The sequence below is a fragment of the Kitasatospora cineracea genome (assembly GCF_003751605.1).
In the GTDB taxonomy this organism is placed as follows: domain Bacteria; phylum Actinomycetota; class Actinomycetes; order Streptomycetales; family Streptomycetaceae; genus Kitasatospora; species Kitasatospora cineracea.
Map to the genome: position 1 here is coordinate 2,129,642 of NZ_RJVJ01000001.1, position 24,565 is coordinate 2,154,206.

23 protein-coding genes are annotated in these 24,565 nt (G+C 73.7%); 19 read left to right on the forward strand and 4 right to left on the reverse strand.

Annotated features, from left to right (window positions below; translation table 11 throughout):
- Nucleotides 1-17: 17 nt before the first annotated feature.
- Nucleotides 18-758: a cyclase family protein gene (locus EDD39_RS09810; protein ID WP_030462118.1), complete on the reverse strand. Its 741-nt coding sequence runs from the start codon at nucleotides 756-758 to the stop codon at nucleotides 18-20.
- A 207-nt stretch (nucleotides 759-965) separates the two neighbouring features.
- On the opposite strand from EDD39_RS09810, the gene EDD39_RS09815 reads away from it, so the two are divergent.
- The 6 genes from EDD39_RS09815 (at nucleotide 966) to EDD39_RS09840 (ending at nucleotide 6,606) form a co-directional block, all read left to right on the forward strand.
- Entirely contained in the window at nucleotides 966-1,643 is a 678-nt protein-coding gene (locus EDD39_RS09815) for a UbiX family flavin prenyltransferase (protein ID WP_123554887.1), read from the forward strand.
- Between the two features lie 118 nt (nucleotides 1,644-1,761).
- A complete protein-coding gene (locus EDD39_RS09820) occupies nucleotides 1,762-2,223 on the forward strand; it encodes an Lrp/AsnC family transcriptional regulator (RefSeq protein ID WP_030462120.1) in 462 nt (153 codons plus the stop codon).
- A 38-nt stretch (nucleotides 2,224-2,261) separates the two neighbouring features.
- Nucleotides 2,262-3,224 (forward strand): threonine ammonia-lyase, encoded by a 963-nt coding sequence (locus EDD39_RS09825; RefSeq protein WP_123554889.1) that lies wholly within the window; start codon nucleotides 2,262-2,264, stop codon nucleotides 3,222-3,224.
- A 53-nt stretch (nucleotides 3,225-3,277) separates the two neighbouring features.
- The gene (mqnE, locus tag EDD39_RS09830) at nucleotides 3,278-4,441 is read left to right on the forward strand and encodes an aminofutalosine synthase MqnE (RefSeq protein WP_123554892.1); all 1,164 of its coding nucleotides are present in this window, start codon (nucleotides 3,278-3,280) and stop codon (nucleotides 4,439-4,441) included.
- A gap of 200 nt (nucleotides 4,442-4,641) precedes the next feature.
- Nucleotides 4,642-5,562, forward strand: coding sequence for a L,D-transpeptidase family protein (locus tag EDD39_RS09835; RefSeq protein ID WP_123554893.1), 921 nt, complete (start codon nucleotides 4,642-4,644; stop codon nucleotides 5,560-5,562).
- A 96-nt stretch (nucleotides 5,563-5,658) separates the two neighbouring features.
- On the forward strand, nucleotides 5,659-6,606 hold the full coding sequence (locus EDD39_RS09840; RefSeq protein WP_123554895.1) for a beta-ketoacyl-ACP synthase III: 948 nt from the start codon (nucleotides 5,659-5,661) through the stop codon (nucleotides 6,604-6,606).
- A 171-nt stretch (nucleotides 6,607-6,777) separates the two neighbouring features.
- On the opposite strand, the gene EDD39_RS09845 is transcribed toward EDD39_RS09840, so the two are convergent.
- Nucleotides 6,778-7,419, reverse strand: a complete 642-nt coding sequence (locus EDD39_RS09845) for a TetR/AcrR family transcriptional regulator (protein ID WP_123554897.1) — start codon at nucleotides 7,417-7,419, stop codon at nucleotides 6,778-6,780.
- Between the two features lie 304 nt (nucleotides 7,420-7,723).
- Between EDD39_RS09845 and EDD39_RS09850 the strand changes: the two genes are divergently transcribed.
- A complete protein-coding gene (locus EDD39_RS09850) occupies nucleotides 7,724-10,039 on the forward strand; it encodes a serine/threonine-protein kinase (protein ID WP_123554899.1) in 2,316 nt (771 codons plus the stop codon).
- 64 nt (nucleotides 10,040-10,103) lie between these two features.
- Here EDD39_RS09850 and galE read toward each other — a convergent pair whose 3' ends face one another.
- Nucleotides 10,104-11,078 carry a UDP-glucose 4-epimerase GalE gene (gene galE / locus EDD39_RS09855; protein WP_123554901.1) on the reverse strand — a complete coding sequence of 325 codons (975 nt, stop codon included), beginning with the start codon at nucleotides 11,076-11,078 and terminating at the stop codon, nucleotides 10,104-10,106.
- Nucleotides 11,079-11,220: 142 nt separating this feature from the next.
- Here galE and EDD39_RS09860 point away from each other — a divergent pair, with 142 nt between their 5' ends.
- Entirely contained in the window at nucleotides 11,221-12,309 is a 1,089-nt protein-coding gene (locus tag EDD39_RS09860; protein ID WP_425269746.1) for a S1C family serine protease, read from the forward strand.
- Between the two features lie 82 nt (nucleotides 12,310-12,391).
- On the opposite strand, the gene EDD39_RS09865 is transcribed toward EDD39_RS09860, so the two are convergent.
- Nucleotides 12,392-13,546: a sensor histidine kinase gene (locus EDD39_RS09865; protein WP_123554905.1), complete on the reverse strand. Its 1,155-nt coding sequence runs from the start codon at nucleotides 13,544-13,546 to the stop codon at nucleotides 12,392-12,394.
- A 288-nt stretch (nucleotides 13,547-13,834) separates the two neighbouring features.
- On the opposite strand from EDD39_RS09865, the gene EDD39_RS09870 reads away from it, so the two are divergent.
- From EDD39_RS09870 to htpX, 11 genes are all read left to right on the forward strand, one after another.
- Nucleotides 13,835-14,242, forward strand: coding sequence for an NADH-quinone oxidoreductase subunit A (locus EDD39_RS09870; protein ID WP_123554907.1), 408 nt, complete (start codon nucleotides 13,835-13,837; stop codon nucleotides 14,240-14,242).
- A complete protein-coding gene (locus EDD39_RS09875; RefSeq protein ID WP_035956398.1) occupies nucleotides 14,233-14,874 on the forward strand; it encodes an NADH-quinone oxidoreductase subunit B in 642 nt (213 codons plus the stop codon). The genes EDD39_RS09870 and EDD39_RS09875 overlap by 10 nt, the downstream gene beginning before the upstream one ends.
- A complete protein-coding gene (locus EDD39_RS09880) occupies nucleotides 14,871-15,923 on the forward strand; it encodes an NADH-quinone oxidoreductase subunit C (RefSeq protein ID WP_123554909.1) in 1,053 nt (350 codons plus the stop codon). The genes EDD39_RS09875 and EDD39_RS09880 overlap by 4 nt, the downstream gene beginning before the upstream one ends.
- Nucleotides 15,920-16,879, forward strand: coding sequence for a complex I subunit 1/NuoH family protein (locus EDD39_RS09885; protein WP_123554911.1), 960 nt, complete (start codon nucleotides 15,920-15,922; stop codon nucleotides 16,877-16,879). Before EDD39_RS09880 ends, EDD39_RS09885 begins: the two co-directional genes overlap by 4 nt.
- A complete protein-coding gene (locus tag EDD39_RS09890; protein ID WP_123554913.1) occupies nucleotides 16,879-17,445 on the forward strand; it encodes a NuoI/complex I 23 kDa subunit family protein in 567 nt (188 codons plus the stop codon). The genes EDD39_RS09885 and EDD39_RS09890 overlap by 1 nt, the downstream gene beginning before the upstream one ends.
- Nucleotides 17,442-18,077: an NADH-quinone oxidoreductase subunit J family protein gene (locus EDD39_RS09895; protein ID WP_063759685.1), complete on the forward strand. Its 636-nt coding sequence runs from the start codon at nucleotides 17,442-17,444 to the stop codon at nucleotides 18,075-18,077. The genes EDD39_RS09890 and EDD39_RS09895 overlap by 4 nt, the downstream gene beginning before the upstream one ends.
- 1 nt (nucleotide 18,078) lies before the next feature.
- Nucleotides 18,079-18,438, forward strand: coding sequence for an NADH-quinone oxidoreductase subunit NuoK (gene nuoK / locus EDD39_RS09900; RefSeq protein ID WP_123554915.1), 360 nt, complete (start codon nucleotides 18,079-18,081; stop codon nucleotides 18,436-18,438).
- Nucleotides 18,435-20,459, forward strand: coding sequence for an NADH-quinone oxidoreductase subunit 5 family protein (locus tag EDD39_RS09905; protein ID WP_123554917.1), 2,025 nt, complete (start codon nucleotides 18,435-18,437; stop codon nucleotides 20,457-20,459). The genes nuoK and EDD39_RS09905 overlap by 4 nt, the downstream gene beginning before the upstream one ends.
- Nucleotides 20,460-20,502: 43 nt before the next feature.
- A complete protein-coding gene (locus tag EDD39_RS09910; protein WP_123554919.1) occupies nucleotides 20,503-22,029 on the forward strand; it encodes a complex I subunit 4 family protein in 1,527 nt (508 codons plus the stop codon).
- A gap of 32 nt (nucleotides 22,030-22,061) precedes the next feature.
- Entirely contained in the window at nucleotides 22,062-23,600 is a 1,539-nt protein-coding gene (locus EDD39_RS09915) for an NADH-quinone oxidoreductase subunit N (RefSeq protein WP_123560294.1), read from the forward strand.
- A gap of 105 nt (nucleotides 23,601-23,705) precedes the next feature.
- Nucleotides 23,706-24,563 carry a zinc metalloprotease HtpX gene (gene htpX / locus EDD39_RS09920; protein WP_123554921.1) on the forward strand — a complete coding sequence of 286 codons (858 nt, stop codon included), beginning with the start codon at nucleotides 23,706-23,708 and terminating at the stop codon, nucleotides 24,561-24,563.
- The last annotated feature ends 2 nt before the right edge of the window (nucleotides 24,564-24,565 follow it).

A 24,565-nucleotide genomic window follows, 5' to 3' on the forward strand; every position in this document is an offset into this window, starting at 1 on the left:
CCCCGCCGCCCCGCCGCTCACCCGATCCGCGCCACCGCCCGCACCGGCGCCCCGTCCGCCGCCGTCAACCGCAACGGGAACAGCGACACCTCCACCGGCCGCCCCGCCGCCTGCGCCTCCAGCAGCGCCGACAGGTCGGTCAGGTTCTCCGCGATCACCCCGCCGCCCTCCGGCCCCAGCAGCACCCGGTGCGCCGCCAGCGTCGCCTGCTCCGGCTCCGGGTCGTGCTCGTCCGCCAACTCGGCCAGCAGACTGGCCACTTCCGGATCCGACGGCCCCGGGTCCGGCGTCGGGTCCACCGACAGCGCGTCGATCCCCACCGTCCGCACCCCCGCCGCCACCACGGCCTCCGCCGCCTCCCGCGCCAGGTACGGGTGCGCGAAGTACCGGTCCGTCCCCCAGTACCGCGGCCACCCCGTCGCCAGCAGCAGCACCGTCCCCGGCCCCGAGACCGCCAGCGCCGGCGCCAGGTGCTCCGCCGTCACCACCCCCCGGGCCGGCAGGCTCCGCAGGTCCACCACCACCGCGGGCCCGGTGAACAGCTCCAACGGCAGCCCGTCCAGGGTCGGCCACCGCACGTCCAGGTGGTACGGCGCGTCCACGTGCGTCCCCGTCTGCGACCCCAGGTGCACCGCCAGCACGTTCACCCCCTCCCCCTCCACCGTCAACGCCGCCCGCAACTCGACCCCCGGATCCCCCGGATACACCGGCATCCCGGACACCACCGGATGCGTCAGATCCACCAACTCCGCTGCCATGCACCCATTGTGACCCCATCGAAGGGCCCCGACGGGGGCCCGGGGAGCGGCGGGTCGATGCTGCTGGAGGCCGGAGCCCACCGAAGGGCCCGTGCGGCTGGGGGCCGGTAAAAACAGCACCCCGGCCGACCGCCCCGTTTTCGTCCCGCCCGCCCTGCCACCTCCGGCAGCCTCAGGCAGCCTCCGCCAACCCCCGACAATGGACCCATGAGCCCCACCCGCAAGCCCTGGATCGTCGGCGTCTCCGGCGCCAGCGGCACCCCCTACGCCGCCGCGGTGATCCGCGCGCTGCTGGCCGCCGGCGAGCCCGTCGACCTGATCGTCAGCCGGGCGGCACGCCTGACCATCCTGGACGAGACCGGCATCTCCTTCCGCGACGCGCACTGGCGCACCGACCTCGCCGCCTGGCTGGACACCCCGGAGGCGGACCTGCACGACGTCCGCCACTGGCCCGCCGGGGACTTCGCCGCGGGCCCGTCCTCCGGCTCGTACCCGGCGAAGGGCATGCTGGTCGTCCCGGCGACCACCGGCGCCGCGGCCGGCATCGCGCTGGGCCTGTCCAAGGACCTGCTCCAGCGCACCGCCTCGGTCACCCTCAAGGAGCGCCGCCCGCTGGTCCTGTGCCTGCGCGAGACCCCGCTGACCGGCACCACGCTGCGCCACCTGGTGGCCCTGGACGAGCAGGGCGCGGTGGTCCTCCCGGCGTCCCCCGGCTTCTACGCGGGCGGCTCGACCGCCCGCGAACTGGTCGACTTCGTGGCCGGCCGGGTGCTGGACGCCGTCGCCGTCCCGCACGGGCTCTACCGCCGCTGGTCGGGCACCCTCGGCGAGGCCGCGAGCACCCCCGCGCGAAGTCCGGAAACCGGGCCGCGCCGGGGCGCGTGAGCGGGCACGCTACGGGAGAGTATGTTCTCTGGGATACCCGGGGAGATCGGCGCGCAGCGCCTTGGATTCCGGATAATGATCTGTGGTTCTGGTGAGGTTCGGAAGGACGCGGCAGGCAATGGACTCTGTGGACAGACAGCTCATCCAGGCACTCCGGGAGAACGGCCGCGCCTCGTACGCCGAGCTGGGCCGCCTGGTGGGCCTGTCCGGGCCGAGCGTGACGGACCGGATCAACCGGCTGGAGCAGGCGGGCGTGATCACCGGCTACCGGGCGACGGTCAACCCGGCGACGCTCGGCTACGGCGTGACGGCCCTGATCGGCCTGCAGCTCACCGACGCGGCCGACCACGACGACGTCTCGCACCGGCTGAAGGACCTCCCGGAGGTGGAGGACTGCTGGTTCATCGCGGGCGACGACTCCTACATGCTGAAGGTCCGGGTGCCGGACGTGGAGGGCCTGGAGTCGGTGGTCAAGCGGCTGTCCGGTACCAAGGGGGTGGCCCGCACCCGCACCACGGTGGTGCTCTCCACCAAGTGGGAGAACCGGGTCAGCGAACTCCCGCTCCACCTCGCCGAATAGCCGAGCAGCCCCGTCCCGTCCCCGGAGGAAGCCACGCCATGACCCTGGTCGACCTGGAAGACCTGCGCGCCGCCCAGCGCCGGATCGCCGGCACGGCGGTGCGCACCCCGCTGCTGCCCTGCCCGTGGGCCGAGGACGGCGGGCGGCGGCTCTGGCTGAAGCCGGAGAGCCTCCAGCCGACCGGGGCGTTCAAGATCCGCGGGGCGACGAACCGGCTGGCCGCGCTCACCGACGAGGAGCGGGCCAGGGGAGTGGTGGCCCAGTCCAGCGGCAACCACGCCCAGGCGGTGGCGTACGCGGCGCGGCGGCTCGGCATCAAGGCGGTGATCGTGATGCCCGACACCTCGCCCGCCGTGAAGATCGAGAACACCCGCTCGTTCGGCGCCGAGGTGGTGATCGTGACCGCCGAGGAGCGCGACACCGTCCCGGCCGAGCTGGCCGCCGCGCACGGCTACGTCTGGGTGCCGCCGTACGACGACCCGTACATCGTGGCGGGCCAGGGCACGGTCGGCCTGGAGATCGCCGAGGACGCCCCGGACGAGCTGGACACCGTGCTGGTGCCGGTCTCCGGCGGCGGGCTGATCTCCGGGACGGCCGCCGCGCTCAAGCTGGCCTGCCCGGGTGTCCGGGTCATCGGCGTGGAGCCGGAGCTGGCGGCGGACGCGCAGCAGAGCCTGCGCGAGGGCGTCCGCACCGCCTGGCCGGTCGCCGACACCTACCGCACCATCGCCGACGGCCTGCGCACCCCGTCGGTGGGCGTCCTCCCGTTCGAGCACATCACCGCCTACGTGGACGACATCGTCACCGTCACCGAGGACGAGATCCGCGCCACCGTCGCCCGGCTGGCCCGCCGCGGCCGCCTGGTCGCCGAACCCTCCGGCGCGGTCGCCCCCGCCGCGTACTTCCACCGCGCCGCCGACCTGGGCGGACGGGTGTTCGCGGCGGTCGTCAGCGGCGGCAACCTCGACCCCGCCCTGCTGGCCGAACTGCTGGCTGCGTAGGCGTAGTCTCGGGTCCGGCAACGAATCGAAGTCCCGAGGAGGCGGAGCACCGCATGGACGCAGGGCTCAAGCGCGAGCTGGAGGCGAAGGTCTACGCCGGTGAGCGGCTGACCCGCGAGGACGGGATCGCGCTCTACGCGAGCGACGACCTGGCCTGGCTGGGCGGGCTGGCGCACCACGTGCGGACGCGGAAGAACGGCGACGTCGTCCACTTCAACGTCAACCGCCACCTGAACATGACCAACGTGTGCAGCGCCTCCTGCGCGTACTGCTCGTTCCAGCGCAAGCCGGGCGAGAAGGACGCGTACACGATGCGGATCGAGGAGGCCGTCCGGCTCGCCAAGGCGATGGAGTCGGAGTCGCTGACCGAGCTGCACATCGTCAACGGCCTGCACCCGACCCTGCCGTGGCGCTACTACCCGCGCTCGCTGAAGGAGCTGAAGGCCGCGCTGCCGAACGTCTCGCTGAAGGCGTTCACCGCGACCGAGATCCACTGGTTCGAGCGGATCAGCGGCCTGAGCGCGAGCGAGATCCTGGACGAGCTGATCGAGGCCGGCCTGGAGTCGCTGACCGGCGGCGGCGCGGAGATCTTCGACTGGGAGGTCCGCCAGCACATCGTCGACCACGAGACCCACTGGGAGGACTGGTCGCGGATCCACCGCCTGGCGCACGAGAAGGGCCTCAAGACCCCGGCCACCATGCTGTACGGCCACATCGAGGAGCCCCGCCACCGGGTCGACCACGTGCTGCGGCTGCGCGAACTGCAGGACGAGACCGGCGGCTTCCAGGTCTTCATCCCGCTGCGCTACCAGCACGACTTCCACGACTCCAAGGACGGCAAGGTCCGCAACCGCCTGATGGACCGCACCGAGATGGCCACCGGCGCCGAGGCGCTGAAGACCTTCGCGGTGTCCCGCCTGCTGTTCGACAACGTCCCGCACGTCAAGGTCTTCTGGGTGATGCACGGCGTCACCACCGCCCAACTGGCGCTCAGCCACGGCGCGGACGACATGGACGGCTCGGTGGTCGAGTACAAGATCACCCACGACGCGGACAACTTCGGCACCCCCAACAAGCTGGGCCGCGACGACCTGCTCCAGCTGATCCGGGACGCCGGCTTCCGCCCGGTCGAGCGCAACACCCGCTACGAGATCATCCGCGAGTACGACGGCCCGGACCTGCTGCGCCGGGAGACCCCGCAGGCGATGCGCCTCTGACTCCCCGCCACGCGCGGCCCGCGCCCGGTGACCGGTTTCCGGCCACCGGGCGCGCTGCGTTCCCCGGGGGCGCGGGGGACGAAGACGCACTACCGGGGCGTTCGGGAGCGCGAAGAAACGTTTCCTGGGCGCGTATGCTCACAGGCTCATCACACGGCCCGGGTTCCACCCCGTCCCCGCGGTCTGGGAGGATCGTTCGCATGTCCGGTTCCCATCGCACCGCCTCGCACCGCCGTCCGGCCGCCGCGCCGACCGACCGGAGCGAGGGCGAGCAGTACCAGGGCCGAGCCGCCACCCGTCGCAGCCGCCGCAAGCCCAAGCCGCCGCGCCGCGCCCGCAAGCTCACCGTCGGCACCGCGACCCTGCTGGCCCTCGCGGCCGGCTGGTTCACCGTCGGCCCCGGCCGCAGCTTCCAGGGCCAGACCGCCAGCGCCGCCCCCGACCGCGAGCCCGAGGTCGTCCCGATGCAGGCCGCCGACGCCGGCCAGCACACCGAGGCCCCCGCCGCGGACCGCTCCGACCGGGACCGGATCACCACCATCCCGGGCATCGGCGCCGGCTGGATGGCCAAGGTCCCCGCCGACACCCGCCAGCTGCTGGTCGCCAGCGGCCAGGGCAAGGACTCCTCGGACAACACCGTCACGCTCTGGACCCGCGGCGACGACGGCAGCTGGCAGGCCGGTCAGGCCTGGCCCGCCCACAACGCCTACAAGGGCTGGACCGCCGACCACCGCTCCGGCGACCTGCGCAGCCCGATCGGCCTGTTCTCGCTCACCGACGCCGGCGGCCGCAAGGCCGACCCCGGCTCCAAGCTGCCGTACGACGAGAACAAGAACTTCGTGATGTCCGGACGCGGCTTCAACAACGAACCGCTGGCCGGCTCCTTCGACTACGTGGTGGCGATCAACTACAACCGGGCCGAGGGCAAGTCCCCGCTCGACACCACCTACCCGGAGGGCGCGGCCAAGGGCGGCGGCATCTGGCTGCACCTCGACCACGGCGGCCCCACCCACGGCTGCGTCTCGCTGACCGAGGACCACATGGTCGAGCTGATCAAGACCCTGGACCCGGCGCTGCACCCGATGATCATGATGGGCGACGCCCAGTCGCTGGCCGCCTGACCGCGTTCCGGTTGTGAAGGCCCTACAGCTTCCGACACTCGATCCTGTGTCAGGGCGTCACCGCCCGACTCACCGGTAACCCGGTTGAGTGGCTGTATGACCGCCTCCCGCATCGTGGCGCTGGGCCACCACCAGCCGCCGAAGGTCCTCACCAACGACGACCTCTCGGCGATGGTCGACACCGACGACGAGTGGATCCGCTCCCGGGTCGGCATCCGCACCCGGCACATCGCGGAGGAGGAGACCCTGGTCGACCTCGCGGTGGGCGCCGCTGAGAAGGCGCTGGCCAGGGCGGGGGTGACGGCCGACCAGGTCGACCTGGTCGCCGTCGCCACCTGCACCGCCGTCGAGCGCAGCCCCAACACCGCCGCCGCCGTCGCCGCCCGCCTCGGCATCCCCACCCCCGCCGCGTACGAGCTGAACACCGCCTGCTCGGGCTTCTCCTACGCGCTGGCCACCGCCGACCACGCGATCCGGGCCGGCGCCGCCACCCGGGCGCTGGTGATCGGCGTGGAGCGGATGTCCGACATCCTGGACTGGACCGACCGCACCACCTGCGTGATCTTCGGCGACGGCGCCGGCGCGGCCGTGCTGGAGGCGGTGCCGGACGAGCGGGCCGGGGTCGGCCCGGTGGTCTGGGGCTCCGAGCCGGAGAAGGGCGACGCGGTGGTGATCGGCGGCGACTGGAAGCCGGTCATCAGCCAGCAGGGCCAGACCGTCTTCCGCTGGGCCACCACCCAGGTCGCCCCGCTGGCCCGCAAGGCGTGCGAGAAGGCCGGGATCGACCCGTCCGAGCTGCGCGGCTTCGTCGCCCACCAGGCTAACCTGCGGATCATCGACGCCATCGCCGGCAAGCTCGGTCTGGCCGAGGACGCGGTCGTCGCCCGCGACGTGGTCGACTCCGGCAACACCTCCGCCGCCTCCATCCCGCTCGCGCTCTCCAAGCTGGTCGAGCGCGGCGAGCTGCACAGCGGCGACCCGGTGCTGCTGTTCGGCTTCGGCGGCGGCCTGGCCTACGCCGGCCAGGTCGTGCGCTGCCCCTGAGCGGCGCCCCGGCAGCACGAAGGGGCGGCCGGGAGAGGAATCCTCTCCCGGCCGCCCCTTCGTCCGTTGTAGGACGGCGCTCCGCGGTACGTCGGCGAACCTCCCCCGAGGCACGGCCGCATCCGACACACCCGGACAGGAACCGGGGCCGAGCGCCAATTCGGGCCGGTTTTACTTCGGCGGCTTCTTTCCGGTGACTCCCAGGTACACCTGGAGCGCCAGGTTGGGCTTGAGGTCCTTGACCTTCACGCCCCACGAGGTGAACGCCTTGCCGTGCTCGGCTGCCGCGGCCAGCAACGACACCAGGGCGCCGGCGACCGCCGACGGTTCGACCGACTTGTCGGTCTTGCCCTGGTTGTTGCGCACCGCTTCGGCGAGCGGGGCCGCCACCGAGTTGAGGACCTTCATGCGGATCTTGAAGAACCGCTTGTCCCCTTCGGCAGCACCGAGTGTGACCACTCGGAGAATGGCGTCATTCTTGCGCCAGAAGGCGAGGAATCCGTCCACCAGTTCTTCGGAAGTGGTGAAGCCGGTCTTTCCCGCCCAGGACTTTCCATCGACGAGCTCTTTGAGCCCGCCGCTGTCCTCGGCCATTTCCTCGGCGATCTCAAGGACTGCGCCCTCGACATCCGGGAAGTACTGGTAGAAGGTCGCGGGGGAGGTTCCCGCCATACGGGCGACGTCGATGACCTTGACGTCCCGGTACGGCGACGTGCTGAGCATCTCGCGGAGGCAGTCGAGCAGCTTCTGCCGCGTCTCCTGTCCGCGCCGCCCGGCGACGCGACCGTCGACGGTGCGAACTTGTCCTGTCATGCCGTCAGCTTACAGCGGCGAGATCTTGGCGCTAATCGGTAGTGCGACTATTAGTCCGGGTGAGGGGGGAAACAGTGCCATTTCTGCTTGAGTTGTTGCCCCCCCGTGTGCTGATGACCCCACAGCGTGACGACAAGTCAGCTGCGGAGGGGTCGGAGGGCGCCGGGGGCGGAGCCGGAGCGGGCGGCTCCGGTACCGGGGGGCGTGTCACGGGCGGGGGAGATTGGCTCCCGGGCGGCGGGCATTGGAGAATCGGGGGGCGCCACCGCCGGGGGGCGTTGGCGGAAGGGGAGGTGGCTGCGGAGTGGACCAGCTGACGGCGCACGATCCGAGGCGGATCGGGCCCTTCGAAGTGCTGGCCCGGCTCGGCGCGGGCGGCATGGGCCTGGTGTACCTGGCCCGGTCGGCCTCGGGGCGCCGGGTGGCCATCAAGACCGTCCGCAGCGAGCTGGCCGAGGACAACCTGTTCCGGGTCCGCTTCGCGCGGGAGATCGCCGCCGCCAAGACGGTCGGCGGCTTCTACACCGCCGCCGTGGTGGACGCCGACGCCGACGCGGCCGTCCCGTGGCTGGCCACCGCGTACGTGCCCGCGCCCTCGCTGGAGGACCTGGTCACCGACTGCGGGCCGCTGCCCGCCGACGCGGTGCGCTGGCTGACCGCGGGCATCGCCGAGGCGCTGCAGTCCATCCACGCCGCCGGCCTGGTGCACCGGGACCTCAAGCCGTCCAACGTGCTGGTGGTCGAGGACGGGCCGCGGGTGATCGACTTCGGCATCGCCGCCGGGGTCTCCAGCACCCGGCTCACCATGACCAACGTCGCGGTCGGCACCCCCGCCTACATGTCGCCCGAGCAGGCCCGGGACAGCCGCAGCGTCACCGGCGCCAGCGACGTGTTCTCGCTCGGCTCGCTGGTGGTGTTCTGCGCCACCGGGCACCCGCCCTACCGCGGCTCCAACCCGGTCGAGACGGTGTTCCAGCTGCTGCGCGACCAGCCCGACCTGTCCGGGCTGCCGGTCGAACTGGTCGACCTGGTCCGGGCCTGCATGCGGCCCACGCCCGAGCACCGGCCGACGCCCGCCCAGATCCAGGCCGAGCTGGCCCCGCACCTGTTCTCCCGGGAGGACGCCTCCGGCGAGGCCGGCGACTGGCTGCCGCCCGCCGCGCTCGACCTGATCGAGGCCAAGCGCAGCAGCAGACGGCCCGTCAGCCAGCCGCCGGTCCGGCCGCAGCCGCCGGTGCTGCTGCCGGCCCAGCCGGTCGGACCGCCGCTCTCGCCGCCGCCCGTCCCGCAGTCCCCGGCCCTGTCCCCGTCCCCGGCGCCGATCGGGGCGCTCGGGCCGGTCGGGCCGGTCTCCGAGGCCGAGGTGGTCACCGAGCGGGTGCGCCCGCACCGGCGGCCGGTGCCCGGCGCCCCGGGCGGCGACGGCGAGATCCGGCTGGCCGGCGCGCACGTGCCGATAGGGCCCGGGCCGCGGGCCGAACCGGCCGCCCCCACGCCCGCCCCGGCCGGCACGGACTGGGTGCGCCGCAGCTCCGCCCCGTCCGCCGCCCCGCCGCAGCCCGCCACCCGCTGGCGGCCCTGGCGGTTCCGGATGTCGAACGACGTGTGGGGCACCCCGGTGGTCGCCGACGGCACGCTGTTCGCCTCCAGCTTCGAGGTGCACGCGCTGGACATCGGCTCCGGCGAGCGCCGCTGGAAGACCCGCGACGTGGCCTGGGCGCTGGCCGTCGACGCCGGCCGGGTGCACGCCGCCGACGGCACCGAGCGCTGGCGGCACTCGCTGGACGGCTGGGTGTACTCGCTGGACGCCGCCGACGGCGTGCTGTGCTGCGGGGTGCGCGGCGGCGGCGTGCAGCTGCGCGCGGCGGCCACCGGCGCCGAGCTGTGGCGGGCCGACGACGCCCAGCAGGAGTACGAGAACCCGCAGTCCGGCCCGGCGCTGATCGCCGGCTCCGCCTACTACCAGGGCGGCGGCCGGCTCCACTGCGTGGACCCGCTCGGCGGCGGGGTGCGTTGGGCGGTGCCGCTGGGCGGCGAGGTGCCCTCCCGCCCGGTCGAGCGCGGCGGGGTGCTGTACGTGACGTCCGGTCAGCGGGTGCACGCGCTGGACGCGGCCACCGGCGCCGAGCGCTGGCGGTTCGACGCGCCGGTGGTGCTGTTCACCCCGCCCGCGGTGGACGGCCGCGCGGTGTACGTCGCCGACTACCTCGGCACCCTGTACGCGCTGGACGCCGCCACCGGGCACGGCCTGTGGCGGGCCGCCACCGCCTCCCGGCAGGGCGCCGAGCCGGCCGTGGTCGCCGACGGGGCGGTGCTGCTGGGCTCCGGCGACACCCTGTTCGCGTTCGAGGCGGCCGGCGGCCGGGAGCGCTGGCGCTACACCACCCGGGGCGACCTGGTCGGCTCCCCGGCGGTCGCCGAGGGCCTGGTGCACCTGGGCAGCCGCGACCACTCGCTGCACACCCTGGAGCTGGCCACCGGCCGGCTGCGCTGGGAGCTGGGCACCAAGGGCGAGCTGACCGGCTCCCCGGTGGCGGTCGGCGGCCGGGTGTTCGTCGGCTCCAAGGACCGCTGCGTGTACGCGCTGGACTCCTTCTACGGCACCGCCGTCCCGCAGTAGCCGAGGCGAAACGGTACGGCCCCGGACCTCGCGGTGAGGTCCGGGGCCGCCGCGCGGGCGGGCGCTACGGGTGGCGGTGCTGCCAGCCGGCCCAGGCCGAGGCGACCGTCTCGCGCACGTCGTACCGGGCGCTCCAGCCGAGCTCCTGCCGGATCAGGTCGGCGGCGGCGACCACCCGGGCCGGGTCGCCGGGGCGGCGCGGGGTGACCTCGGCGGTGGTGTCCAGGCCGGTGACCTCGCCGATCACGGTGAGCATCTCCTGCACCGAGACGCCCTCGCCGCGGCCGATGTTCAGGGTCAGGTTGACCCGCTCGTCCGGCCCGGTCGCGTTCAGCCGGCGGACCGCCGCCAGGTGGGCGGAGGCGATGTCCGAGACGTGGATGAAGTCGCGGACGCAGGTGCCGTCCGGGGTCGGGTAGTCGGCGCCGAAGACCCGCGGCGGCTGCCCGGCCACCAGCCGCTCGAACACCATCGGGACCAGGTTGGTGACGCCCTCGTCGGACAGCTCCGGGGTGGCCGCGCCCGCCACGTTGAAGTAGCGCAGCGCCACCGTGGACGTCCCGTAGGCGGTGGCGCAGGCGTTCAGCAGCCACTCGCCGACCAGTTTGGTCTCGCCGTACGGGTTGATCGGCGCGCACGGGGTGGACTCGGTGACCAGGTCGACGTCCGGCATGCCGTAGACGGCGGCGGAGGAGGAGAGCAGGATCCGGCGCACGCCGCCGGCCACCGCGGCCTCCAGGACCAGGCGCAGGCCCTCGACGTTCTCCCGGTAGTAGCGCAGCGGCTCGTCGACCGACTCGCCGACCTGCTTCTTGGCGGCGATGTGCAGGATGCCGGTCACCCCGTGCTCGGCGATCACCTTGTCCAGCAGCGGCCGGTCCAGGGTGGAGCCCTCCACTAGCGGGACCCCGGCGGGCAGGCGGTCGGCCGAACCGCTGCTCAGGTCGTCCAGGACGACCACCGGTTCGCCCGCGCCGGTCAGTTCCTTGACGACGTGTCCGCCGATGTAACCGGCACCGCCGGTGATCAACCAGGTCATGGCCCGATCCTAGGCACGGCCTTTTCCGGGCGGTGTGGTGTGTCCGCACGGGGATCCGGACATTTCGGTGAAACAGTGACAAAGTTCTGTCCTGCGACCGGAGGTGGTTGTGGTGCGCCCGAAGAAGGAACCGACCCGCCCGATCCCGGCCGGCCCCCGGCCCACCGGGCCCAAGCTGTGGCTCGGGCCCGCGGCGGTGCTGGCCGCGGCGGCGCTGCTGGCCACCGGCTGCTCCAGCTCCGGTTCCGGCTCCAGCTCCACCGCGGCGGCGGCCAGCAGCTCCTCGTCCGCGCCCGCCCCGTCCAGCAGCAACCAGCTGGAGCAGGACTACCAGCACGTGATCTCCCAGGTGCTGCCCTCGGTGGTGCAGATCACCGCGGGGGACGGCCTCGGCTCCGGGATCGTCTTCGACGACAAGGGCGACATCGTCACCAACGCGCACGTGGTCGGCACCGCCACCACCTTCACCGTGACGCTGGCCAACAGCACCAAGCCGCTGGACGCCACGCTGGTCGGCAGCTACCCGGACTCCGACCTCGCGGTGATCAAGCTGGGCAGCCCGCCCAGCGGGCTCAAGCCCGCCGCCTTCGCGGACAGCGCCAAGGTCGCGGTCGGGCAGATCACGCTGGCGATGGGCAGCCCGCTCGGCCTGTCCAGCAGCGTCACCCAGGGCATCGTCTCGGCGGTCGGGCGGACCGTCAGCGAACCGAAGACCACCGACTCGCCCGGCGCCACCATCGGCAACATGGTGCAGACCTCGGCTGCGATCAACCCCGGCAACAGCGGCGGCGCGCTGGTCAACCTCTCCAGCCAGGTGGTCGGGATCAACACGCTGACCGCCGTCGACCCCGAGCTGAACGGCTCGGCCGCGCCCGGCATCGGCTTCGCCATCCCCGCGGCCACCGTGACCAGCATCGCCAACCAGCTGATCAAGGACGGCAAGGTCACCAACTCCGGCCGGGCCGGGCTCGGGGTGACCGTCCGCCCGTACTTCGACACCGACTTCCAGCCGGCCGGCGCGGCCGTGGTCTCGGTGGTCGGCGGCGGACCGGCCGCCTCGGCCGGGCTGCAGGCGGGCGACGTGATCAACAAGGTCAACGACACCACGATCACCAGCCCCTCGGCGCTGACCAGCGCGCTGGCCTCGCTGAGCCCCGGCGACAAGGTCACCGTCGGCTACCTGCGGGACGGACAGACCAAGACCGCGGAGGTCACCCTCGGGACGCTGTAGCGCCCGACAGGCCCGGGCCCGGAGTGCCGTACCGCGCAAGGGAGGCGGCACTCCGGGCCCGTCCACGTCCGCATCCGCGGGCTCAGCCCTTGTGGCCGGCCCGGGTGTGCCAGGGGAGCTCGACCGTCACCGAGGTCGGCCCCTCGGCCGGGCTGTCCACCACGAACACGCCGTCCACCGACTCGGCCCGCTCGGCCAGGCCGGCCAGCCCGCCGCCCGGGTGCACCCGGGCCCCGCCCCGGCCGTCGTCCCGCACCGTCAGCATCAGCCGGCCCTCCTGGCGCCAGACGTCCACCGAGGCGGTGCGGGCGCCGGAGTGCTTGGAGGCGTTGGTCAGCAGCTCGCTGACGGTGAAGTAGGCGATGCCCTCGACCGCGGAGTCCGGCCGCTCGCCGCCCAGCTCGACGTGCACCCGGACGCCGCCGGGCAGCGTGCAGCGGGCCGCGACCGAGGAGAGCGCCGCGTCCAGCCCGCGGTCGGTGAGCACCGCGGGGTGGATGCCGCGGGCCAGGTCGCGCAGCTCCTGCAGGGCGAGCTTGACCTCGCCGTGCGCCGCGTCGACCATCTGCCGGGCCGCCGCCGGATCCTCCGTCAGCTTCTCCTTCGCCAGGCCCAGGTCCATCGCCAGCGCCACCAGCCGGGCCTGCGCGCCGTCGTGCAGGTCCCGTTCGATCCGGCGCAGGTCGGCCGCGGCGGTGTCGACCACCACGCCCCGGTCGTCCTCCAGCTCGCGGACCCGCTCGGCCAGCGCGCCCGGCGCCAGCAGCACCTCCACCAGCCACCGGGAGACGGCGCTCAGCATCCGCATCGCCCACGGCAGCACCGGCCAGCCGACCACCAGCAGCAGCAGCGTCAGCACGAAGCCGAGGATGCCCCAGATCAGCAGCACCACGCAGTACAGCGCGGAGCGCCAGCTCAGCCCGTCGGCGAGGGCGGCCATCACCCGGCCGGCCACCCCGGCCCGGGACGGGCGCAGCGGCTCCGGCTCGGGGACGGTGCTGCCCAGGTCGGCCCGCGCCCGGGCCCGGGCCAGCCGGCCGAACCGGCGGCAGCAGCCCAGCCCGAAGGCCAGCAGCGGCAGCCCGATCACCGTCACCGCCAGGCCCAGCCCGGCCGTCAGCAGCACCGCCGTCACGGCGAACCCGGCCACTCCGATCGGCAGGTTCAGCAGCGCGTTGCGCACCTCCCGCCACAGCGGTGCCCCGTACAACGACGGGCGCTTCGCCTCGTCCTCCATGGTCGGCGCCCTTTCCTGGTGCTCTCGCCGGTGCTTCGTCGATCACCAGCATCCCGTCCGGCGACCTCCCCCCGCCATGGTGCTGCACACCGTCTTCTTCCGGGGGTTATCCCCACCCCCCGTCCTGCACCCCGGGCCCGGGCCGTCCGCAAGCGGAATTCCGCCGGCGTCCAGCGGACGTCCACCGTCCGTCTTGCAGAACGGGCGGGTGGCGGAGTAAACGAGCGGTGCACATAGACTCCCGCGATAGCGATGGTTATGGACGGGCAAAGAAGAAGGGCGTGACCCATGGAGTGGCAGCCGCTCGCTGCCGACCCCGCCGTCGGCAGCGGCTACTTCGACGCCTACGCGGCGATCGGTCTGCTGGCGGTCATCGGCGTCCTCTTCGTCGCGGTGGCCTTCACCGCGAACCGCCTGATGCGACCGGTGGTCGACACCCCCGAGAAGCTGCTCGCCTACGAGTGCGGGGTGGACCCGGTCGGCGAGGGCTGGGCGCACACGCAGATCCGGTACTACGTCTACGCCTTCCTGTACGTGATCTTCGCGGTCGACGCGATCTACCTGTTCCCGTGGGCCACGGTGTTCTCCGCCGCCGGCTTCGGGGCGGTCACGCTGGTGGAGATGTTCGTCTTCATCGGCTTCCTCGCGGTCGGACTGCTCTACGCCTGGAAGAAGGGCGTTCTGGAATGGACGTGACGCACTCGCACGGGACGCCCGGCTCCGGCCCCGTCCCGCTCGGCATCCCCGACCCGGCCCGCCCCGGCGCCGCCGTCGAGCAGCGCCGCCTCGGCCCGCTGGCCCGGCTCGCCCCGGACCCGGTCAAGGTGGTGCTCAACTGGGGCCGCCGCTACAGCCTCTGGTGCTTCAACTTCGGACTGGCCTGCTGCGCGATCGAGTTCATCGCCGCGTCGATGGCCAAGCACGACTTCATCCGGATGGGTGTCATCCCGTTCGCGCCCGGCCCCCGGCAGGCCGACCTGATGATCGTCTCGGGCACCGTCACCGACAAGATGGCCCCCGCCGTCAAGCGCCTGTACGAGCAGATGCCCGAACCGAAGTACGTCATCTCCTTCGGCGCCTGCGCCAACTCCGGCGGCCCGTACTGGGACTCGTACTCCGTCACCAAGGGCGTCGACCAGATCATCCCGGTCGACGTCTACGTGCCCGGCTGCCCGCCGCGGCCCGAGGCGCTGCTCCAGGGCATCCTCAAGCTGCAGGAGAAGATCGCCGCCGAGGACGTCCCGCAGCGCTACGCCGCGCCCGCCGCCGCGCTGGGCCGCCCGCTGCGGACCGCGCCGGGCACCGCCCCGGGGGAGGGGCAGCAGTGACCGACACCCCGGAGACCCCCGAGGTCCCCGAGACGCCCGCCGAGCCGGTGCCCGCCGCCGAGCCCACCCCCGCCGAGCGGACCGCCGCGTCCGTCGGCCCGTGGGCGAGCGCCACCGAGGCGTACGACCTGCTGACCGTCGACGTGCCCGCCGAGCACTGGATCGAGGCGCTCACCGCCGCCCGCGACGTCCTCGGCCTGGCCTTCCTGGACTGGCTGAGCGCCGTCGACGACCTCGACCGGGGCTTCGCCGTCTGCGCGCACCTGGCCGCCGTCGGCGGGCCCGGCGGCGTGCGCCGGCTGCTGCTGCGCACCCGGGTGCCGCGCGAGAAGGCCGAACTGCCCACCGCCGTCGGGGTGTACGCCGGTGCCGCCTGGCACGAGCGGGAGACCCTGGAGATGTTCGGCATCGGGTTCACCGGCCACCCGCACCCCGTCACCCTGCTGCTGCCGGACGGCTTCGAGGGCCACCCGCTGCGCAAGGACTTCGTGCTGGCCGCCCGGGTCGCCAAGGACTGGCCCGGCGCCAAGGAGCCCGGCGAGTCCGCCGACCACGGCGGCCCGGCCCGGCGCAAGATGCAGCCCGCCGGCGTCCCCGACCCGAACGAGTGGGGCCCGCTCAAGGGCACCCTGCCGCCGGTCGCCGAACGCCCCGCCCGCGGGGCCGCCCGGGCCGGCGCGGCCAGGACCGGTGCCGCCGCCGGGGTCGACCGCCCGCGCCGCACCCGCAGCGTGGAGGCCGGCTCCGCGAGCCAGGCCGAGGCCGCGCCCGGAGCCGGAGCCACGCCCGCCGACGCCCCGCCGGTGCGCGCGGACCGGCCGCGCCGCACCCGCAGCGTCGGCGAGGGCTCGGTCAGCCAGGCCGCCGAACCGGCCGAGCCGCCCGAGGCGCCGCGCCGCACCGCCCGCACCCAGTCGTCCGACGCCCCGTGGCACGCGCCCGTCCCGGCCCACGACGAGCAACCGGAACAGCCCGAGCAGCCGGAGCAGCCGGAACGACCCCAGCAGCCCGAACAGCAGCCCGAGAAGCAGGACGGAGACAGCGCGTGAACCTCCTCGACACGCTGCTGCGCTGCGTCGGCACGCTGGTGGCGTTCCTGGTGCTGCCGCTGGTGGTCGGCCAGACCGAGCACAAGGTGATGGCGCACATGCAGGGCCGGCTCGGCCCGATGTACGCGGGCGGCTTCCACGGCTGGGCGCAACTGGTCGCCGACGGCGTGAAGTTCGTCCAGAAGGAGAACGTCGTCCCGTCCGGGGCGGACCGGAAGGTCTTCCAACTGGCCCCGGCCGTCGCGCTGCTGCCGTACCTGCTGGTGCTGCTGGTGATCCCGGTCGGGCCCGGCGGGATGGTCGGCCAGGCGGTCGACGCGGGCATCTTCTTCGTGCTGGCCGTGATGGGCGTCGGCGTGCTGGGCTCGCTGATGGCGGGCTGGGCGTCGGCCAACAAGTTCTCGCTGCTGGGCGCGCTGCGCACGGCCGCGCAGCTGATGTCGTACGAGCTGCCGATGCTGCTGGCCGCCGCCTCGGTGGCGATGGCGGCGGGCACCGTCGCGCTGCCGGGCATCGTGGACGCCTTCCACTGGTGGTGGGTGCCGTGGCAGGCGATCGGCGCGTTCGTGTTCTTCACGGCCGGCCTGGCCGAGCTGCAGCGCCCGCCGTTCGACATGCCGGTGGCCGACTCGGAGATCATCTTCGGCGCGTACACCGAGTACACCGGCCTGCGCTTCGCGCTGTTCCTGCTCGCCGAGTACGCGGGCATCGTGGTGCTCTGCGCGCTGACCTCGGTGCTGTTCCTGGGCGGCTGGCACGGCCCGTTCGAAGACCAGCTCGGCTGGCTGTGGACGCTGGCGAAGACCTTCGCGCTGGCCTTCGTGGTGCTCTGGCTGCGCGTCACCTACCCGCGCCTGCGCGAGGACCAGCTGATGCGCTTCGCGTGGACGGTGCTGATCCCGCTGGCGCTGGCCCAGCTCGCCCTGACCGGCATCATCAAGGTGGCGATCTCGTAATGGGAATTCCCGGCTCCGGCCTGGCCAAGGGCCTGGCCGTCACCCTGCGCACGATGATGCGCAAGACCGTCACCGCGCAGTACCCGGACGTGCAGCCCGACCTGCCGCCGCGCTCGCGCGGCGTGATCGCGCTGCTCGAGGAGAACTGCACGGTCTGCATGCTGTGTGCCCGCGAGTGCCCGGACTGGTGCATCTACATCGACTCCCACAAGGAGACGCTGCCCGCCGCCGACCCGAACGCCCGCGCCCGCACCCGCAACGTGCTGGACCGCTTCGCCATCGACTTCTCGCTCTGCATGTACTGCGGGATCTGCATCGAGGTGTGCCCGTTCGACGCGCTGTTCTGGTCCCCGGAGTTCGAGTACGCGGAGACCGACATCCGGGAGCTCACCCACGAGCGCGAGCGGCTGCGCGAGTGGATGTGGACCGTCCCGCCGCCGCCCGCGCACGACGCCGCGGCGGAGGAGCCCAAGGAGATCGCCATGGCCCGCAAGGCCGCCGACAAGCTGGCCGCCGCCGCTGCTGCCGAAGCCGCCGCTGCCGCCGAGGAGGGTGGGGAGAGTTGAGCACCCTGCTGGCCGCGGCGGGCTCGCTGGAGCCCGCCGCGCGCTCGTACCTCTCGCCGACCGGGCAGGAGATCGTCTTCCTGCTGGTCGGTGTGCTCGTGCTCGGCGCCGCCGTGGTCTCGGTGACCACCCGCCAACTGGTGCACGCCGCGCTGTGGCTGGTGGTCGCGCTGGGCGGCCTGGCGGTCGAGTTCCTGCTGCTGACGGCCGAGTTCGTGGCCTGGGTGCAGGTGCTGGTGTACCTGGGCTCGGTGATCGTGCTGGTGCTGTTCGGCCTGATGCTGACCCGCGCCCCGATCGGCCGCTCCCCGGACGCCGACTCCGGCAACCGCCCGGCCGCCCTCGCGGTCGGCGCCGCCTCCGCCGCGACCCTGGTCACCCTGGTGGTCGACGCGTTCCGCTCGTCCTGGATCGACCTGTCCGGCGCGGCCGGCACCACCCGGCTGACCGGCGAGTACCTGTTCTCGCACTGGGTGCTGCCGTTCGAGGCGCTCTCGGTGCTGCTGCTGGCGGCCCTGGTCGGCGCGATCGTGCTGTCCCGCACCGAGGGCGGTCGCGCCAAGCCGCGGGCGGGCAGGCTGCGGGCCGGGAAGCCGTCCGCCGCCGCCCCGACGAAGCCGAAGGAGCGCTGACGTGCACCTCGCCTACCCCGCCGTCCTCGCCGTGCTGCTGTTCAGCGTCGGCGTGTACGGCGTGCTCGCCCGGCGCAACGTCATCCTGGTGCTGATGTCGGTCGAGCTGATGCTCAACGCCGTCAACCTCAACCTGGTCGCCTTCGACGTCTGGCTGCGCGACACCCTGCACGCCGGCCAGGCGCTCACCCTGTTCACCATCACCATCGCCGCCGCCGAGATCGGCCTCGGCCTGGCCGTCGTGCTGCTGGTCTACCGCACCCGCCGCACCGCCGCCGTCGACGAGGTCACCGCGCTCGGCGACCGCCACGAGGCGGACGACCGGCCTGCCGGTACCGAGAAGGAGCAGGCCGCCGCATGAACCTCGCGCTGCCGATCCTCGTCCCCGTGCTGCCCGCGCTCGGCGCCGCCGCCGGCCTCGCCACCGGCCGCCGGTACCCCGGCCTGGCCCGCCCGCTGGCGGTGCTGCCGGTCGCGGTCTCCGCCGTGCTCGCCCTGGTCACCGCCCTGCAACTGGGCACCGGCGCCACCCTGGACGCCGCCACCCGGCTCGCCCCCACCGGCGGCCCCGAGATCTCGCTGGCCCTGCACCTGGACGGCTTCTCCTCGCTGATCTCGGTGCTGGTCGGCCTGGTCGCCACCTGCGTGCAGGTCTACTCGACCGCGTACCTCAAGGACGACCCGCGCTACCCCTCGTACGCGGCCCTGGTCTCGCTGTTCACCGCCGCGATGTTCCTGGTCGTCTACTCCGGCGACCTGATCGTGCTGCTGGTCGGCTGGGAGGTGATGGGCATCTGCTCGTACTTCCTGATCGGCCACCACTGGGAGACCGCCGACGCCCGCAGCGCCTCGCTCAAGGCGTTCCTGGTCACCAAGCTCGGCGACGTGCCGTTCCTGTTCGGCCTGTTCCTGCTCGGCGCCGACGCCGGGACCTTCCGGATCACCGAGGTGCTGCGCACCGCCACCAGCGGCGGCCTCGACCACCCGACCCTGATCGCGCTGCTGCTGCTCGCGGGCGTCGCGGGCAAGAGCGCCCAGTTCCCGCTGCACACCTGGCTGCCGGACGCGATGGCCGGCCCCACGCCGGTCTCCGCGCTGATCCACGCCGCCACCATGGTCGCCGCGGGCATCTACCTGGTCGCCCGGCTGCTGCCGGTCTTCCTGCTGTCCTCCGCCGCGCTGCTGGTGCTGGCCGTGATGGCCGCCGTCACCATGGTCGGCTCCGCGCTGTGCGCGCTCGCCCAGGACGACCTCAAGCGCGTCCTCGCCTACTCCACGGTCGGCCAACTCGGCTACATGGCCGGGGCGCTGGCCTCCGGCGACCGGCAGGCCGCGGTGTTCCACCTGGTCGGCCACGGCGCGTTCAAGGCCCTGCTGTTCCTCACCGCCGGCGTGGTCATCCACGCCGCGCACACCAACTCGATCAGCGCCATGTCCCGGATCGACGGCCTGCGCCACCGCGTCCCCGACGCCTACTGGACGATGGGCATCGCCCTGGTCGCCCTGGTCGGCCTGCCGCCGTTCGCCGGCTTCTTCTCCAAGGAGTCGGTGCTCACCGCCGCCGAGCACGCCGCCCACGGCGAGGCCCTCACCGGCCACCTCGGCCCCGCCTCGGCCGTCCCCGCCGCCGCGGGCTGGACGGTGCTGGTCGCCGGACTGCTCACCGCGCTGCTCACCGCCGCCTACGCCGCCCGGCTCTGGCTGGTCGCCTTCCACGCCAAGCCGGTGACACCGGTGGCCGCCCCCGCCGGCGCCCCCTACTCCCCGGAGATCGACGAGGCCGACCCGGCGCACGCCGAACCCGCCGCGATGCGCTGGCCGCTGTGGGTGCTGGCCGTGCCCACCATGGGCTTCGGCCTGCTCGGGCTGCGCTCCGACTGGCTGCCCGCGCTGCTCGACGGCGAACCGCTGCGCCCCGGCTTCGAGACCATGGTGCTCGGCACCGGCACCGCGCTGGCCGGCCTGCTGATCGGCTGGGCGGCCTGGCGCACCGTCAACGCCCGGGCCGCCGCCCAGCCCGTCCGGGTGCCCCCGCAGGCCGGCCCGCCCGCCGCCGAGACGCTCACCGCCCCCGCCGCCGCCCCGATCGCCGCCGACCCCGGCCGCCTGCTGCTCGGCCCGCTGTACGGGCCCGCCCAGCACGGCTTCGGCGTCGACCGCCTGTACAGCGCGCTGTTCGTCCGGCCCACCCGGGCCGCCGCCCGGCTGGTCCGCTTCCTGGACCGCGCCGTGGTGGAGACGTACGTGCGCGGGGCGGGCGCCGCCCCCGGCCTGCTCGGCCGCGCCGTCCGCTTCGCCCAGACCGGCAACGCCCAGGGCTACCTGAACGCGCTGCTGGCCGGGGCCGTGCTGCTCGCCGTCCTGGTGGCGGTCGGCTCATGACCCGTCCTCACCTCCCCGTCCCGGCACGACCTTGGAGCCCCCGATGAACGCGGTCCTCATCGCCCTCCTGGCCCTGCCGCTGCTCGGCGCCGCCCTGACGCTCGCCCCGATCGGCGACAAGCAGGCGCTGCGCCTCGGCACCACCGTCACCGGCGGCACCCTGCTGCTGGCGGTCGCCCTCGCCGCGGGCTTCGACCACGGCGACCCGGGCCGGATGCAGGCCGTCACCGACGTGTCCTGGATCCCCGCCCTGGACGTCCGGCTGCACCTGGGCACCGACGGCATCTCGCTGCCGCTGCTGGTGCTCACCGCGCTGCTCACCTTCCTGTGCGCGCTGTACTCGGTGAAGAAGCTCCCCGCGGGCCCCGGCGGCCGGGCCTTCACCGGCCTGCTGCTCCTGCTGGAGACCGGCATGCTGGCCACCTTCGCGGTGCTCGACCTGGTGCTGTTCTTCCTGGCCTTCGAGATCGTGCTGATCCCGATGTACTTCCTGATCAGCCGCTGGGGCAGCGGGAAGAGGACCGCCGCCGCCAACCGGTTCATCCTGTACACCCTGCTCGGCTCCGCCGTGATGCTGCTCGGCTTCCTGCTGATCGGCGTCAAGGCCGGCACCTTCGACATGGTGAAGCTCGCCGCCGCGCACGGCGCCGGGCTCTCCCACACCACCCAGCTGGTCGCGGCCCTGGCCGTCCTGGTCGGCCTCGCCGTGAAGGCCCCCGCCTGGCCGCTGCACTCCTGGCTGCCCGACGCGCACACCGCCGCCCCCACCGCGGGCTCGGTGCTGCTGGCCGGCGTGATGCTCAAGATGGGCACCTACGGCCTGGTCCGGGTCCTGCTGCCGGTCGTCCCCGACGGCACCGCGACCTTCGCCCCCTACCTGGGCGCGTTCGCCGCCGTCGGCATCGTCTACGGCTCGCTCGCCTGCCTGGCCCTGGCCCGGCCGGGGGCGAAGGGCGACCTGAAGCGCCTGATCGCGTACTCCTCGGTCGGCCACATGGGCTTCGTGCTGCTCGGCATCGCCTCGCTCACCCCGACCGGCCTGAACGGCGCGCTGTTCGCCAACATCGCGCACGGCCTGATCACCGGCCTGCTGTTCTTCGTGGTCGGCGCCGTCAAGGACCGCTACGGCACCGCCGACCTCGACACCCTCGCCGGAGCCACCGGCGCCGCCCTGTACGGCCGCGCCCCGCGGATCGGCGCGCTGCTCGCGTTCGCCGCCGTGGCCAGCCTCGGCCTGCCGGGCCTGGCCGGGTTCTGGGGCGAACTGCTCGCCATGTACGGCGCGTTCGACCCGGCCGCCGGGCTCTCCCGGCCCGCGTTCGTCACCTACATGGTGCTGGCCGGCCTCGGCACCCTGCTGACCGCCGGCTACCTGCTGGTCGTGGTCAAGCGGGTCTGCATGGGCGACCCGGAGCAGCCCGCCCCGGTCGCCGACCTGCCCGACCTCAAGGGCTACGAGGCCGCCAGCTGGACGCCGCTCGCCGCGCTCACCCTGCTCGCGGGCCTGTGGCCGGCCCTGCTCCTCGGCCTCTCCGACCCGGCCGTCAAGCACCTCCTCGGAGGCGGCTGATGGCCACCGCTCACGACCTGGGGCAGCCCCTCATGACTCCGCTCGCCGTCGCCGACCCGGGCGGCCTGATCCAGTCCGTCGACTGGGTGGCCGTCGCCCCGCCGCTGATCGCCGCGCTCGCCGCCCTCGCCGTGCTGGTCACCGACCTGTTCCTGCCGCCGGCCCGCAAGCGCCTGCTGGGGTGGCTGAGCGCGGCCGGCCTGCTGGCCGCGCTGGCCGTGCTGGTCCCGCTGGCGGTCGGCGACACCCGCTCCACCTTCTGCTTCAAGAGCGGCGGCTGCTCCTACACCGCCGACCACTTCGCGCTCGCCTTCCAACTGCTGGCGCTGGGCGGCGCGCTGCTGACCGTGCTGCTCTCCCTGCACACCGTGGACGAGGAGAAGCTGCCCGGCGGCGAGTACTGGTTCCTGCTGCTCTCCTCCGCCTGCGGCGCCGCCCTGCTGCCCGCCGCCCGCGACCTCGCCACCCTGGTGATCGCCCTGGAGGTGGCCACCCTGCCCGCGTTCGCCCTGGTCGCGCTGCGCCGGGACGGCCGGGGCGCGGAGAGCGCGCTCAAGTTCTTCCTCTCCTCGGTCACCGCGACCGCCGTGATGCTGCTCGGCGTCAGCTTCGTCTACGCCGCCGCCGGAACGATCCAGCTCCAGGGCATCGCCGACGGACTGGCCCACGCCCCCGGCCAGTTGAAGCCGCTCGCCGAGGCGGGCGCGGTGCTCACCCTGGTCGGCTTCGCGTTCAAGACCGCCGCCGTCCCGTTCCACTTCTGGGTCCCCGACACCTACGTCGGCGCACCGCTCCCGGTGGCCGGCTACCTCTCGGTGGTCGGCAAGGCGGCCGGCCTGTCCGGCCTCGCGCTGGTCACCACCCTCGCCTTCCGCCCGTACGGCCACACCTGGGGCCTGGTGCTGGCGGTGCTCGCCGCGCTCACCATGACGGTCGGCAACGCGGCCGCGCTGCGCCAGCGCACCGACACCCCGCACGGGGCGGTCCGGCTGCTGGCCTGGTCCTCGGTCGGCCAGGCCGGCTACCTGCTGGTGCCGCTGGCCGCCGCCGGGTACGCGGGTTCGGCCGAGCCGCTGGGCGCGACCGTGGCGTACGCGCTGGTCTACGGCCTGGTGAACCTGGGCGCGTTCGGCGCGGTCGCGCTGGTCGGCGGCTCCGGCCGGCTGGACGGCTTCCGCGGCCTGGCCGGGCGCAACCGGTGGGCGGCGCTCGCGCTGGCGTTCTTCCTGCTCTGCCTGGCCGGCCTGCCGCCGGGCGTGGTCGGCCTGTTCGGCAAGGTCGTGGTGTTCCGCGCGGCGGTCGACGCGGGCCTGGGCTGGCTGGCCGTGGTGATGGCGGTGAACGTGGTGGTCGCGCTCGCCTACTACCTGAAGTGGACCGCCCTGCTGTTCGCGCCCGCCGAGCCCGGGACCGAGCCCGCGTCCGGGTCCGCGCCCGCCCCGGAGGCGGCCGGTCCGCGCCGCGTCCCGGCCTCCCTGACCGCCGCCCTGGGCCTGGCGGCCTGCGGCGCGGTGGTGCTCTCGGTGGCCCCCCAGCTGGTGCTCCAGGTGGTGTCGGGCAGCCTGTTCTGACCTGTGGTCGAATGCCGAGGGGAACGAACCGGCCAGTTCGGCGCGTTGGTCCCGGCAGAGGGAAGCGGCTCCACGGCTTCCACCGGCGCCACAGGAGGGCCCGCAGTGCACAGCCACCACAACGGATTGCGGACGGCCGTCCTGCTGGGCGGTCTGTCCGCACTGATCCTGGTGATCGGCGGCTTCTTCGGCCGCACCGGCCTGCTGGTGGCCCTGCTGGTCGCGGTCGGCACCAACGCCTACGCGTACTGGAACAGCGACAAGCTGGCGCTGCGCGCGATGCGGGCCCGCCCGGTCAGCGAGATCGAGGCCCCGCAGCTGTACCGGATCGTCCGCGAGCTCTCCACCGCGGCCCGCCAGCCGATGCCCCGGCTGTACATCTCGCCCACGCCCGCGCCGAACGCCTTCGCCACCGGCCGCAACCCGCGCAACGCGGCGGTCTGCTGCACCGACGGCATCCTGCAGCTGCTGGACGAGCGCGAGCTGCGCGGCGTCCTCGGCCACGAGCTGAGCCACGTCTACAACCGGGACATCCTGATCTCCTCGGTGGCCGGGGCGCTCGCCTCGGTGGTGATGTTCCTGGTCAACTTCGCCTGGCTGATCCCGGTCGGCCGCTCGGACGACGACGACGGCCCGGGCCTGGTCGGCATGCTGGCCATCATGATCCTGGGGCCGGTCGCCGCCGGGCTGATCCAGCTGGCCGTCAGCCGCTCCCGCGAGTACCAGGCGGACGCCGACGGGGCCCGGATCACCGGCGACCCGCTCGCCCTGGCCAGCGCGCTGCGCAAGCTCGACGCGGGCACCCAGCGGCTGCCGCTGCCGCCCGAGCCGAAGCTGCAGACCGCCAGCCACATGATGATCGCCAACCCGTTCCGGCCCGGCGAGCGCGGCGCGAAGCTGTTCTCCACCCACCCGCCGATGCGCGAGCGGATCGCCCGGCTGGAGCGGATGGCCGGGCACTGACT